Origin of the sequence: Agrobacterium salinitolerans, from assembly GCF_002008225.1 — a bacterium.
GTDB classification, from domain to species: domain Bacteria; phylum Pseudomonadota; class Alphaproteobacteria; order Rhizobiales; family Rhizobiaceae; genus Agrobacterium; species Agrobacterium salinitolerans.
Map to the genome: position 1 here is coordinate 196,861 of NZ_MRDH01000022.1, position 13,697 is coordinate 210,557.

The 13,697-nt window shown below is 59.8% G+C and carries 7 protein-coding genes; 4 read left to right on the forward strand and 3 right to left on the reverse strand.

Going from position 1 to position 13,697, the window contains the following annotated elements; translation table 11 throughout:
* Window positions 1-2: 2 nt before the first annotated feature.
* Both BS627_RS15745 and BS627_RS24960 read right to left on the reverse strand, forming a co-directional pair.
* Window positions 3-1,754, reverse strand: coding sequence for a type I secretion system permease/ATPase (locus BS627_RS15745; RefSeq protein ID WP_077984115.1), 1,752 nt, complete (start codon window positions 1,752-1,754; stop codon window positions 3-5).
* Between the two features lie 106 nt (window positions 1,755-1,860).
* On the reverse strand, window positions 1,861-7,782 hold the full coding sequence (locus BS627_RS24960; protein WP_165691269.1) for an Ig-like domain-containing protein: 5,922 nt from the start codon (window positions 7,780-7,782) through the stop codon (window positions 1,861-1,863).
* A 263-nt stretch (window positions 7,783-8,045) separates the two neighbouring features.
* Here BS627_RS24960 and BS627_RS15755 point away from each other — a divergent pair, with 263 nt between their 5' ends.
* Window positions 8,046-8,906, forward strand: coding sequence for a LysR substrate-binding domain-containing protein (locus BS627_RS15755; protein WP_077984116.1), 861 nt, complete (start codon window positions 8,046-8,048; stop codon window positions 8,904-8,906).
* Between the two features lie 346 nt (window positions 8,907-9,252).
* Here BS627_RS15755 and BS627_RS15765 read toward each other — a convergent pair whose 3' ends face one another.
* Window positions 9,253-10,281 carry a LacI family DNA-binding transcriptional regulator gene (locus BS627_RS15765; RefSeq protein WP_077984117.1) on the reverse strand — a complete coding sequence of 343 codons (1,029 nt, stop codon included), beginning with the start codon at window positions 10,279-10,281 and terminating at the stop codon, window positions 9,253-9,255.
* Window positions 10,282-10,421: 140 nt separating this feature from the next.
* On the opposite strand from BS627_RS15765, the gene BS627_RS15770 reads away from it, so the two are divergent.
* From BS627_RS15770 to BS627_RS15780, 3 genes are all read left to right on the forward strand, one after another.
* Window positions 10,422-11,456: a Gfo/Idh/MocA family protein gene (locus BS627_RS15770; RefSeq protein WP_077984118.1), complete on the forward strand. Its 1,035-nt coding sequence runs from the start codon at window positions 10,422-10,424 to the stop codon at window positions 11,454-11,456.
* Between the two features lie 12 nt (window positions 11,457-11,468).
* Entirely contained in the window at window positions 11,469-12,371 is a 903-nt protein-coding gene (locus BS627_RS15775) for a sugar phosphate isomerase/epimerase family protein (RefSeq protein WP_077984119.1), read from the forward strand.
* 62 nt (window positions 12,372-12,433) lie between these two features.
* Entirely contained in the window at window positions 12,434-13,666 is a 1,233-nt protein-coding gene (locus BS627_RS15780) for an ABC transporter substrate-binding protein (protein ID WP_077984120.1), read from the forward strand.
* Window positions 13,667-13,697: the final 31 nt, after the last annotated feature.

A 13,697-nucleotide genomic window follows, 5' to 3' on the forward strand; every position in this document is an offset into this window, starting at 1 on the left:
CTTCATGCCTTTCCTGTTTCCACGGCCTGCACGACCTTGAGGGCGCCCGCCGCGCCGCCGACCGGCCGCAGCACCTTGGCGAGAACCTCTTCCTTCGGACCGAAAGCCTGCTGGCGGCCATCGGCGAGCATCAGCACCTTGTCCACGGCCAGAAGCGCGCTCGGGCGGTGGGCGATGATGACGGCCACCCCGCCGCGTTCGCGAACGCCGAGAATCGCCGCCGTCAGCGCATCCTCACCTTCGGAATCGAGGTTGGAATTCGGCTCGTCGAGCACGACGAGGAAGGGGTCGCCATAAAGTGCCCGCGCAAGGGCGATCCTCTGTTTTTGCCCCGCCGATAATTGCCGCCCCGTCTCGCCGACTTCGGTGGAATAACCATCTGGCAGGCTGACGACGAGATCGTGAATGCGCGCCGCGCGCGCCGCCGCGATGATCTTGTCCGAACTCGCCTGCCGGTCGAAGGAAGCGATGTTTTCGGCAATGGTGCCGTCCAGCAATTCGATCGCCTGCGGCATATAACCGATGTGGCGCGCCAGCGCCTCGGCAGGCCATTGCTCCAGCGTCGCGCCGTCCAGCCGGATGGAGCCTTTGAGCGGCCGCCACAGGCCAACAAGCAAGCGCGCCAGCGAACTCTTGCCGGAACCGCTCGCCCCGATCACGCCAAGGCCGCTGCCGGCCGAAAGCGTGAAGGCGATATCCTGCAGCACCGGCTCCGCCATCTCCGGCGGAATGGCGCTGACGCGCTCGACCGACAGGAGCGCCTGCGGCGCGGGCAGGTCCATGCGCATTCCTGTCTCGGGCAGCAGCGCCAAAGTTTTTTCAAGCCGGCGGCGGCTTTGCCGGGCCGCGATGAAACCTTTCCAGTTGGCGATGGCGAGATCGACCGGCGCAAGCGCCCGCGCTGACAAGATGGAGCCGGCGATGATGATGCCGGGCGTCGCCTGCTCGTTGATGACCAGCCAGGCCCCGACAGCCAGAATGCCGGATTGCAGAACCATGCGCAGCACCTTGCTCGCTACGCCGAAGCCGGAAGCGATATCGCTTGCGGAGCGCTGCTCGCGCACATAAGCGCGATTATCCGCCTGCCAGCGATCCCGCAGCGGCGCGCCCATGCCCATGACGGCGATGATATCGGCGTTGCGCCGGGTGGCTTCGATCAGTCTGTTGCGCCTGGAAACATGTTGCGCAGCCTCTTCGACGGGACGCTTGGAGACCAGCTCCGTCATCAGCGTGAACACGGTGAGAATGACAGCGCCGGTAAGCGCCGTGACGCCTAGCCAGAAATGAAAAGCGAAACAGATGGCAATGTAGAAAGGCAGCCAGGGCAGATCGAACAGCGCGGTTGGCCCGCTTCCCGACAGGAAAGAACGGATCGTGTCGAGATCGCGAAGCGGCTGCGCCTGGCGACCGCTCACCGGCATGCGCAATTGCAGGCCGATCACCGCATCGTAAACCCGTGAGGACAAAAGCTGATCGAGCCGATCGGCGATGCGCACAAGCAGACGCCCGCGCACCGCATCGAACAGGCCCTGAAACGCATAAAGCACCACAACGATTGCGAACAGCGCCACAAGCGTCGGCAGGCTGCGGCTCGGCAGGACGCGGTCATAGACCTCCATCATGAACAGCGAGCCGGTGAGATATAGAATATTGACCAGAGCGCTCATCAGGCCGATGCCGATGAAAGCGCCGGCGCAGCCGGCGAAAACGCCCTTGATCTGGCGAACATTATTATTGGCGGAACGATGACGCATTTTACTATCCGTTGAGATCGTGGCGACAGCTCCCGGCGATGACATGCCGGTGACAACCGCCCGCGAACGAAAAAGGGCGCATCCCGGAGAATGCGCCCTTTGCGGGTCAGGCGAAGCGGAAGTCGTCGATGACGAACTGCTCGGTCTTGACGCCGTCGAAGGTGATGGTCGAGCCGTCCTTGAAGGCGATCTCGGCACCGTTCACACCGTCGGTAAAGGCGCCGGAGGCGATCAGCGTCTGGTAATCGGCAAAGACATCCTTCGAGAGCTGGACGACATCCTTGCCGTCAACGCCGGCCTGGAAATCCGTCACCACGTCCTGACCGCTGCCGGCCGCGAAGACGAAGGTATCCGCACCGCTGCCGCCGGTCAGGACATCGTTGCCTGCCCCGCCGCTCAGCGTGTCGTCACCGGAACCGCCGCTGATCTCGTCGTTACCGTCGCCGCCATAAAGCACGTCATTGCCGGCACCGCCCATCAACACGTCATTGCCGGGGCCACCGTCGACCACGTCGTTGCCCTCGCCGGCAATCACACGGTCGTTGCCGGAGCCGGCATCCACCATGTCGTTGCCGGAGCCAGCCGACAGCCGGTCATCACCAGCGCCGCCTTCGATCATGTCCTTACGGCTTGTCCCGATCAGCACATCGGCGCCATCGCTGCCTTCGACGATGTTGTATTCGGTATAACCATCGACAGTGACGGTGGTCGTGCCCGTCGATTCACCGCCATTGGCATCACGCACGGTATAGGTGAGCGTGACAGTCGCCTGCTGATCGTCTTCCAGCCTTGCAAAGGCGGAGGAGGGATCGACCACCAGCTTGCCGTCCACCACCGAGAAGGCAGCAGCAGCCTGCTCGTTCGTCAGGGAGAGACCGGCAACCGCCGTCACCGCAAAACCGACCAGCGCCAGACGGTCACCCTCGATATCCGTATCGTTGGCAACGAGATCAAAGACGCCCTTGTCCTTTTCCCCGATGGCAATCAAGTCGGCAACCGCGACCGGAGCGTCGTTGACCGCCTTGATGGCGACGGTAACAGTACTCTCGGTCGCGGCTCCCTTTCCGTCGGAGACGACGACGGTAAAACTGCCGGTTCCGTTGACGTTTGCATTCGGCGTATAGGTCCAGGCGCCGGTTTCCGCGTCGATCCGGGCGACGCCGTTAGTGGCATCGGCCTTCAGCGCGAAGGAGAGCGTGTCACCGTCGGCATCGGTCGCAACGATCCTGCCGCTGACGGCCGTGTCTTCGTCCGTTTCGACATTGACCGACGAGACCACCGGCGCATCGTTGACCGGCTTGACGGTGAAGGAAGCTGTCGCTGCGCTTACGCCGCCGCGGCCATCGGTAATGGTGTAGCGGAAAGCCGCCTCGCCATTAAAATCGGCCGAGAGAGTGAAGCGAATGCCGGTTTCCTCCAGCACCGCCGTGCCGCCGACCGGGGCCGAGACGCCAGTGACCGTCAGGTCGTCGAGATCAGCGTCGCGATCATTGCCAAGCAGCGTGGCGAAGGAGATGACGAAGGACGGCGCGTCTTCGTTTACCGCCGCAAGCCCGTCATCCGCCGCGACTGGGCCACGATTGACGAGAGCCTTGACGATATCGTCGCGGTTCAAAACCTTGCCATCGGCGAAAGACAGCCTCTCAATGCCTCCGTCGGCCAGTTGGTTGCTCAGCGTCAGCGTCTCACCATCGGCCAGTTCGACCACAACGGACTGGCCGTATTTTCGCAGAACCGCTTCGCTGCGGGCGATGTCATAGAGAGAAAGGCGGTCAACCGAACCGGTTGCCGATGCCGTCTCCACGATGACATCAGACCCGTCGCCACGCCCATAACGATAGCGGTCCGATCCGTCGCCGCCGATCAACAGGTCATTGCCCCGGCCGCCTTCGATGAAATCGTCGCCGAGACCGCCGGCGATCATGTCGTCGCCATCATCGCCCCACAGCTCGTCATTGCCGGCGCCGCCGGAAAGGGCGTCATTGCCCTCACCGCCCGAAAGCGCATCGTCACCCGCGCCGCCATCCAGCCGGTCATCGCCGCCAAAACCCTGCAGCTCATCATTACCGTCGAGGCCAAGGATGGTGTCCGCGGCTGCAGTACCCACGAGCATGTCCGCACCGCTGGTTCCGACGATCCGGTGCGCTTCGAGACCGGATTTGAGATCGACCACGGTCAAATTGTCGAAGGTCAGGCCGGCATTACCCCAGGAATAGAGGCCGAATGTACCGGCAGCGAGCCCACGATCACCGATCGGATAAGCAAACAGCGCTTCGTCATTGAGGAAGGCTGTGATCTTGTCGCCGATAACCTCGACGCGCAGCTTCATCTCCTGCCCCTGTTCATATTTGCCCGGCACCTGCGCCAGAATTTCTTCGATCCCGTTTTTCATGCGCACGAGATTAAAAATACTGCCAGCACCGTTGCCGGGGTTGCGATCGAGAATACCGTCAGCGTCGAGTTCGAGCTTGTAGTAGTTCTTGCTGTCCTTGTAACGGAACAGGAAGCCGAGACCATCCTTGTCCGGCGTCTGGAAATTCGCCTCGATGGCATAATCCGTCCACGCCAGCGCCGCCGGATCGTTGAACAGGGCATAGGTTCCGAGACGCAGCACGTTGACGCCGTCGCCCATCGGGCTCCATCCGCGCTTGTACTTGTCGGAATTGGTTGCACCGCTCCACGTCAGTTCGCGGCTCATAAGTCCCGTCGTCTGGAGAAGCTTGCCATCGGAAATCAGCCACTCCGACGACTTGCCGTCCGCACCGATGCCACCGAATTCGCCTTCATCGACGATCTTGAACCGCGCCATCGCTTCGGCTGTCGAGAAGTCCTCGGCAACGAGGATCTTCGTCTTGTCGACCACTGTCACGTCAATCCGGTCCGTCGAAACCGAGCCTTTAGCATCGGTAACCTTCAGAAGCAGCCTGTTGATGCCGACATTCAGATCGACATCAACTTTCTTGCCCGTCGCAACGACGTTGCCCTCAAGGTCTGTCCAGACGAAATCGTTCAATTGCCCTGCCGCAAACGAACTTGAGGCATCGAGCCTGACGGACGCCTTGCCATCACCGTCAAAGTCATAGACCCGCTGATCGATACCCGCTTTCGCGGTGGTGCCGACCTTCGTTACGACAATATCATCGAAAACCGATGCGCGTTGGCCGCTTGAATATAGACCGATCGTACCGCCGGAAAGCGGCGACGTCGCATCCACCACCGGTCCGCCGAAAACGTTCTTGTCTCCCACGAAAACATTGATCGCGCCACCAACGATGGCAACGGTCAACGGAATATCCATATTGTAAGGCGAACCTTCATTCACCGAGGCAAGAAGCGTCTCGACACCATTCGAAACCTTGACCAGTTGACGACGGTTAGTCTCGCCATCCATCGTAAAGCGGTAATAATTCTGCGCATCGCTATAATAGAAATAGACACCGATCGCGTCGTTATCGAGTTGCGTCAGCGTCGCCTCGAAGACGTAATCGCTCCAGCCGGAGGATTGAGCGCCGACATAAACCAGCTTGTTATTGTTTGCATCGCTCTGGTCGAAAAGGGCAGCTTCAGGCGCAGCAAGGCCGTCGCCCGTTGTAGAGCGCGAAAACACCGTGCCCTTCAGCAGGAAATTTCCGGTGTTGCCGTCGGTCGCGCCAAAGTCGGTCGCCCAACCATCCGCCTTGCCGTCGTTGAAATTTTCAACCAGCAGCGTGCGGTCGCCACGAACCAGTACATCGAGTTTATCGCTGGTCTTGACGCCGTCTACGTCCGTCGTGGTCAGGGTCAGCTTATGTTTGCCAAGCGAAAGATCGGCGATCGCTTCCTTTCCTTCAGCGACGACATCACCGTTGCTGTCTGTCCAGACGAAACTCCGGATGTCCTGCGAACGCAGCGATTTTGCGGCTGAAAGAGCGACATTGGCGAATGACGCGCCGCTTTCGGCGCTGGCGACGATATCGTCACCGGCATCGGCCATGGCGCGGGCCTTCCCCTGCCCGACATAGATGTTCTCGAACACTTCCTGATGGCCGCGATAATAACCGGTGAGACCATCGCGATCGAGTTCCGGCTTCGTTCGGTAACCATCGAGGTAATCGTCAAAGGCCGTGAAGTAGGTTTCAGTGGTGATGCGATTGTTGTCCGGATCGATGGTGATCAAGCGGATTGCACCGTTGCCGCCATTATTGCCACGCGACTCGACGCCGTTTCCGGTGATTTCACGCGACACGCCGTTCTGGTAGTTGACCAGAAACTGGAAGACCGGTTCGCCGTACTGGTTATAGGTGATGTCCGTTTCCGCACCGTCGCCGAAAATATGGCCGGAGAAGGTCATAACGATGTTGGGATAACGTGCAAGAAGGGCACGGGCAACATATTCGCCGTCATTTGCGCCGCGCTGGTCTGTGCGCATGCCGTAATCGTAGCCCGCACCCTCGTCATAAAGCGGCAGGGCCAGATTGTCCTGACGTGTTGCGTAGCTTGTCAGCGAATGAGTGGCGAGCATGACACGATGATCGGGGAACTTCTCGATGACGTCACCCGCCCAGCGGATCACGTCGTCGCGCGGGCCGAATTCCAGCGAGATTGACAACCATTTCGTGCCATCGGGTGCCGTAAAAGTACTATAGGTGTTGCGCGCAGCCGTCTTTTCCTGGTCGTAAGCACCTCCGAAGACGCCGGCATTGGTCGCCGCCTGCTTTTCCGCCGAAAAACGAGCGTCCAGCTGGTCGGAGGAATGATTTGCGGCGTTGCCGTATGCCGCCTGGTCGTGATTGCCGGGAAGCAATGCGTAGGGAAGTTTGCCATCGAGCTTGCGTAGCGCAGCTTCGGCAATATCCCATTCGGAAGGCTGGTTGTTCTGGGTGATATCGCCCACATGGCTCATGAAGACGATGTTATGGCTCTGACGATTGTCGACCAGCCACTGCGTCATTTCGCCGAACAGATGCTTGATGCCGTCGTTCGAGGTGTAGTCCTGTGTGTCGGGGAAAACGGCGATCGTATAGGCATTCGGACCGGCCACGCGCACGCGGAAGTCATCGGCGATGCTTTTGCCGGCGGCGTCCGTTGCAGTGACACGGACATCGGAGTGCCCGAGCTCGGCGAAGTCGAGCGTCAGCTTGTTATCGACGAGCACCGCATTGACGACCTTGTTTTCGCTGTTCTGCACGGTGAAGGTAAGCTTTTCACCGGAGAAGTGCTGCGACAGATCAATCGTCACATTGTCCGCTTCGGGCGTCACCATCATGTCCTTGATGGCGGACGTCTTGACGACGGCGACCGGATCGACGACGGGTTTTTCACCAATGGCGAGAATGCCGGCCTGGGCCGGAGTCAGGAATTCGAGTGCCGTACCGTTGCCGGTGACTTTGCCGGAACCCATGACCGGCGCGGCCGAACCCTGGGCAAAGCCGACTTCGAGGACGCCGACCTTTTCGGCCGCAGACTTCATCTCGACCGGCAAAATGCCGGAGGCCTTGGCCTCGCCAAGATAGGACATTTCCTCACTTGTCAGAGCCTGTTTGAGGAACAGGAAATTGCTGAGATAGCCGGGTGAGGTTTCACCGTTCTCATCGGAAAAGATCAGGAAGCCCTTGGCCATGTCGATGGCGAAGCGGCTCGCGCCGCCATTGATCTTCTGGTTGGCGACGAATTCGCCGTTGATGTATTTATTCATCGAAACCGCGCCATTGGCGTCCGTTTCGATCGTCAGGCCGATGCGGTTCCAGGCGTCCAGTTTCGCCGCACCGCGATAATTGCCGCTGATGCCGACGCCATAGCTGTCGCCGCTCGCCTTGCCGAAAATATCGCCGTCGCTGAGGTTGGTCAGGTCGGTCTGCAAAAAGGGCATCCAGCCGGTGGAGCCGTTTTTCGGGAAATAAACGTCGTAGACGAGGCTGTAGGAGGTCGCCATGCCGGTACCGTTCGGCGCAACGAGAATGCCCTGATTTTGCGAAAGGCGCGGAATGGTCAGCAGCCAGTCGGAAGAGGTTTCGATGGGATTGGCGATCGCGTTTTGGGTGGTCGTCATCTCTTTGGCCTTTACAAAAAATTTTTACAAGAAATGGAGTGGCCGATGGGCCATGACGGCACGACTAGAGACCGGAACTAACGCCCCGATGACGAATTCCTAACAAATCGTAAACACGCCATAGCGATTTCCGATATCGCCCATCGGTTTTGTCGCAGGGTTAATGAAGTTGTCCCGCTAACGTCATGGAATTGTCAGCTTTTTCGCCGATAATCCAATCGCACCGGCGCCTTTCGTGTCGGCCGGCGGCAGAACAGGATCCCATGTCGACCACGCAGCTGAAGGCCTTCCACATCGTCGCGCAATCGGGCGGCTTTTCTCAGGCCGCGCGCGACATGGCGATCAGCCAATCGACCCTTTCGGCCCATGTGCGGGAGCTGGAAGCTGTCAGCGGCGTCAACCTTCTGGAACGAAAACCGCGCGGGGTGAGCCTCAGCCCGCAGGGTGAGCGCCTGTTCGAAATTACCGCACGCCTGTTTCAGGCCGAGAACGAGGCCAAGGCCTTCCTGCGCGGCGATACGGGTTTTGCCGGCGGGCATTTGCGGGTCGCGGCGGACGGTCCCGTCTTGCCGCTGCCGATCCTTTCGCGGCTGAAGGCCGAGCGGCCGCAACTCACCTTCTCCCTTTCTGTCGATAATTCGGCACGCGTGGTGGAACAGATCATCGACTACCGCGCTGACGTCGCCATCACCGCCCGCACTCCGGACGATCCGCGTCTTTACGGCGTCAAATTTCTCAGCATGCGGCTTGGCCTGTGCGTGCCCGCCGCCCACCCGCTGGCGGAACGTGAGGGCGTCTTCATGACCGAACTGGAGGGCTTATCCTTCGTCATGCGCGAGCGGGGATCGCGCACCCGCGAAATCTTCGAAAAGAACCTCGCCGATCACGGCATTTCTATCCAGCCGGCAATCGAGATTTCCTCACGCGAGGGCGTGCGCGAAGCTATCGCCAACGGCGTCGGATGCGGCGTGGTGGCCGATCTGGAGTTCGGCCACGATGCGCGCCTTTCCTTCGTGCCGCTGCGCGACGCCAACGAACTCATCGACGAATATGCGATCTGCCTTGCCGAAAGACGGCATCTGCCGCTGGTGCGCCGGTTCATCGAAGAAGCGGGCCGGGTCTGATTGCAGCATTGCAGGCTGTCACCGGCCTTCGGCCAACGCAAAGACATGATGGTTTCCGGCGAGAAGTCGCAAAAATGTCTACATATCAAATACTTACCAGAGAATGAGGCCATCGGTGTCCGATATAAGGATCAAACGGATTTCTGAACCCGCCAGCGACGATGAAGGCGCGCGCATTGTGGTAGGCGCGGCATTCGCAAGCAAGCCGCACAGCTTTCCATCCGGCTGAAGGAAATCGCGCCGAGCAACGAATTGCGCACGAGTTTTTCCCATATGCCGTCGCGCTTTACGAAGTGCGCCGCCATTATGACGCGGAGTTCTCAGCCCGTCGCGCCACCCTGCTGTCTTATGGGGCGGGGTCACTCTCGCCGGCCACCAGAAGCATGGGCCAAACGCAATGGCGGGCCTGATCGGGATAAAACGGCGCGTAGGCCGGCATGGTCGATAACAGCGTCTGGGCCACAGTCACGCCGAGATCATGCAGGGACATGCGGAAACTCGTCAGCCGTGGTTCCAGAAACTGGCCACGCGGGCCATCGCGGAAGCCGATGACAGCGAGATCGCGCCCCGGTTTCAGGCCCACTTCAGCAAGCCGGCGATAAAGACCGACCGCCATCAGTTCGTAGATCAGCACGATCGCCGTTGGCCGGGGCCGCATCTGCAGCCATTCGCTGGCGGCGTGATAACCGCCCTGCTCGCTGGATTTCGCGCGGATGACCAGTGAGGAATCGTAAGCCATGCCATTGTCTTCCAGCGCGCGCCTGTATCCTTCCAGAAAAACATAACCGAGATTGATGTCGCTGTCGGGCACCGCCACCGCAATCGAACGATGCCCGGCAGCGGCAAGGCGGTCGACCGCGTTTTTCGCAACGCCCTCGAAATCGAGGTCGATCCAGGCGTGGGTGTCGCTGGAAGCGGTCCGGCCGAGCGCCACGAAAGGCAGGCGGGTCTGCTTCAGGAAATCCACACGTTTGTCTATCCGCCGCGTCGCGGAAATGATCATCGCATCCACCATGCGGCGCGCCACCATGCGCTTTAGATATTCATCCGGATCCTCTTCCCCCGGGCAGGGCAGAACGATGAGATCGAGATTATGCCCGGAAAACACGCTTTGCAGACCGTCCGTCACGCCCAGGAAGAAGTTGTCGGAGTTCTCCACGGTCTGCGCGTCGCTGCCGGTCATCAGGCCGATGACATTGGTGGTTCCCTGCCTGAGGCTGCGGCCGGACTGGTTGGCGACATAACCCAGCTTTTCCGCCGCTTCGAGAACACGCCGCCGCGTTTCTTCGTTCACATCCGGCTTACCGTTCAGGGCACGGGAAACAGTGCCTATCGATATCTCCAGATAATCGGCAAGCTGACGAATTCCTTTCATTCATTCCCCTCCCAGGCCCGGCGCGCAGTCAACGCGTCCCTTAACGGTCTTGACATATCTAACACCATTGGCATAGTCTCGTAAACGTTTACGACGCTCTGCGCAAAGAGGAGTTTGCAAAAGAGCCCCGGGGAGATGAGATGACATTTAATGCCGTTTTATGCGGATGCGGAGCAATGGCCAAGGGCTGGTTACGCGCCATTCAATCCACGCCGGAAATCGCCGGCGCGATCAGGATCGCCGGTCTGGTCGACCTGAACGAGAACACAGCCCGCGCGCTTGCCGAAGAATTCGCCCTCACGGATGCGGTCATCGGCACCGATCTGCGCGAGGTTCTCGCTAAAACGAAAGCCGACATCCTTTTTGATATCGTCATCCCGCAGGCGCGCTTTGCCGTGGTTGAAGCCGGTCTCGAGGCGGGGTGCCATGTGCTGAGCGAAAAGCCGCTTGCCGCCTCGATGGAGGAAGCCGCCAGGCTGGTGGAACTGGCAAAAAAAGCCGGCAAAATTCATGCCGTAGTGCAAAACCGGCGGTTTGTGGCGGGTATCCGGCGGCTGCGCCGCGCGCTGGAAGACGGCGCCATCGGCGATTTGACGGCCATCCATTGCGATTTCTTTCTTGGGCCGCATTTCGGCGGCTTCCGTGAAGAAATGAAGAACGTCCTGCTTCTCGACATGGCGATCCACACCTTCGATGCGGCCCGTTTCGTCGCCAATGAAAAACCCCTCTCCGTCTTTTGCGTGGAAAAGAACCCGGCCGGCTCATGGTATGCCCATGGGGCGAGCGCCAATGCCATTTTCGAGTTTTCGAATGATGTCGTCTTCACCTATCGCGGTTCCTGGTGCGCCGAAGGCGAGCGGACCAGTTGGGAGGCGCGCTGGCGGCTGATCGGCTCGAAGGGCATGATCCTCTGGGACGGTGAAGACAATTTCTCCGCCTCCGTGGCCGGTGACGAGCAGGGACTTTTGCGTGGATTTAAAACCGTAAACGTTTCCGATGCCGTTTCCGAGAAGGATACGCGTGGCCATGCCAGCGTCATTCTCTCGTTCCTTCATTCCATCCGCACGGGTGAGATGCCGGAAACAGCCTCCTTCGACAACATCAACAGCCTTGCCATGGTGATCGGCGCGATTGAAAGCGCCCGCCTCGGCCAGCGTGTTTCCATTGCAGCATAAGGACTGAAAGACGTGAGCAATCCGGCAACATCCATCCGCATCGGCACCATGGTCAGCGCCACCAAGGGACAGGCGGCCGAACGCATCGGCCAGATCGCCGATCTCGGCTTTGAAAGCTTCGAGCCGTTCTTCTGGCAGACCACCAACGGTCAGGACCTTGCCGAACTCGGCAAGCGCTGCCTTGACGCGATTGGCGACCGCGACATCACCGTCAGTACGCTCGGCATGTTCGGCAATCCGCTGGAGGAGACGGACATTGACCTTGAGACACTGCAAGGCTGGAAAGACTGCATCGACAATGCTCACCATTTCGGCGCGACCTGCGTTGCAGGTTTCACCGGCAGGCTTCGTGGCAGGCCGCTGCCGGAAAGCCTGCCGCGGTACAAAGAAATCTGGAGCGAGCTTGCCAAGCGCGCCGCCGACAAGGGCGTGAAGATCGCCTTTGAAAACTGCGCCATGGACGGCAACTGGCAGACCGGTGACTGGAACATCGCGCACAATCCCGATGCCTGGGAGATGATGTTCAACGAAACGCCGGATGACAATATCGGCATCGAATGGGAACCCTGCCACCAGATGGTCTATCTCATCGATCCGCTGCCGCAGATCCGCAAATGGGCGGACAAGATTTTCCACGTTCACGGCAAGGACGCGACCATCCGCTGGGATGTCATTCGCGAGCACGGCATTTTCGGCAAGGAAAAATTCGTCTTCATGCGTACGCCGGGTTTCGGCGACAGCAACTGGACGGACATTATTTCCGAACTACGCCTCGCCGGCTGGTCCGGCTCCATCGACATCGAAGGCTGGCATGACCCTGTCTACCGCGATGCGCTGGAAATGACGGGACAGGTGCATGGCCTGAATTATCTGAAAAAATGCCGCGGCGGCGATTTCGTCGTCGACCCCGCATAACGGAAGCCTTTTGGGAGAAGGTTTTTGAAAATTGCAGAGACGATAACCAAGAGGAGGAGATTATGGGTATCGCGAAATGCATGATGGCCGGCGCATTTCTGCTGGCGGGCGTGTCCGCCGGCGCTATTGCGGCGCAGGCAGAAGATGTGACGTTGACGCTGTGGTCGCTGGATCGCGATATCCAGCCGGCACCGAACCTCATCAAGGAGTTCAACGCGCTCAATAACGGCATCAAGATCGAATACCGGCAATTGCAGTTCGATGATGTGGTGAGCGAATCCATGCGCGCCTATTCCACCGGCAACGCGCCCGACATCATCGCCATCGACAACCCCAACCACGCCATGTTCGCCGCACGCGGGGCCTTTCTCGACGTGACGGACATGATTGCGAAGTCGGATGTCATCAAGACGGAGAATTATTTTCCGGGACCGCTGAAATCGGTGATGTGGGACGGCAAATATTTCGGCGTGCCGAAGGCCACGAACACGATCGCGCTTTATTACAACAAGGACCTGTTCAAGGCCGCTGGGCTGGACGCGGCAAAACCGCCGCAGACCTGGGATGAGCTGGTGGATGCTGCCCGCAAGCTGACCGACCCCTCGAAGAACATCTATGGTATCAGCTTCAGCGCCAAGGCGAATGAGGAAGGCACCTTCCAGTTCCTGCCCTGGGCGCAGATGGCGGGCGCGACCTACAAGAACATCAATACCGAGGGCGCCGTCAAAGCGCTCGAAACGTGGAAGCTGATGCTGGATGAAAAGCTGGCATCGCCCGATACGCTGACGCGCAGCCAGTGGGACTCCACCGCCACCTTCAACGCCGGCAACGCCGCCATGGTCATTTCCGGCCCTTGGGAAATCGACCGCATGCTGAAGGACGCCAAGTTCGACTGGGGTGTCGCTTTGCTGCCGGTGCCCACGCCCGACGCTCCGCGGTCTTCGGCCATGGGCGACTATAACTGGGCGATCTTCTCCAAGACGAAACATCCGGAAGAAGCCTTCAAGGCAATCGAGTTCTTCGCCTCAAAGGACAAGGACATGTTCAAGAACTTCGGCCAGTTGCCGGCGCGCTCGGATATTCCCGTTCCGCCGACCGGCAATGCGTTGAAGGATGAGGCGCTGAAGACCTTCGTGGAACAGCTGAAATATGCGCAGCCGCGCGGCCCCTCGCCCGAATGGCCGAAGATTTCCAAGGCTATTCAGGATGCCATTCAGGGCGCGCTTTCGGGTCAGATGACGCCGAAAGCCGCGCTCGACCAGGCCGCTGAAAAGATAAAGCTGGTCGAAGGCTGATCCGGGCGGGCGGCCGGCTTTCTCCGGCCTC

Coding starts and splice junctions, on each gene's coding strand:
- BS627_RS15755 (WP_077984116.1), top strand. CDS start 8,046: ATGTCGACCACGCAGCTGAAGGCCTTCCACATCGTCGCGCAATCGGGC.
- BS627_RS15765 (WP_077984117.1), bottom strand. CDS start 10,281: ATGAAAGGAATTCGTCAGCTTGCCGATTATCTGGAGATATCGATAGGC.
- BS627_RS24960 (WP_165691269.1), bottom strand. CDS start 7,782: ATGACGACCACCCAAAACGCGATCGCCAATCCCATCGAAACCTCTTCC.
- BS627_RS15770 (WP_077984118.1), top strand. CDS start 10,422: ATGACATTTAATGCCGTTTTATGCGGATGCGGAGCAATGGCCAAGGGC.
- BS627_RS15780 (WP_077984120.1), top strand. CDS start 12,434: ATGGGTATCGCGAAATGCATGATGGCCGGCGCATTTCTGCTGGCGGGC.
- BS627_RS15745 (WP_077984115.1), bottom strand. CDS start 1,754: ATGCGTCATCGTTCCGCCAATAATAATGTTCGCCAGATCAAGGGCGTT.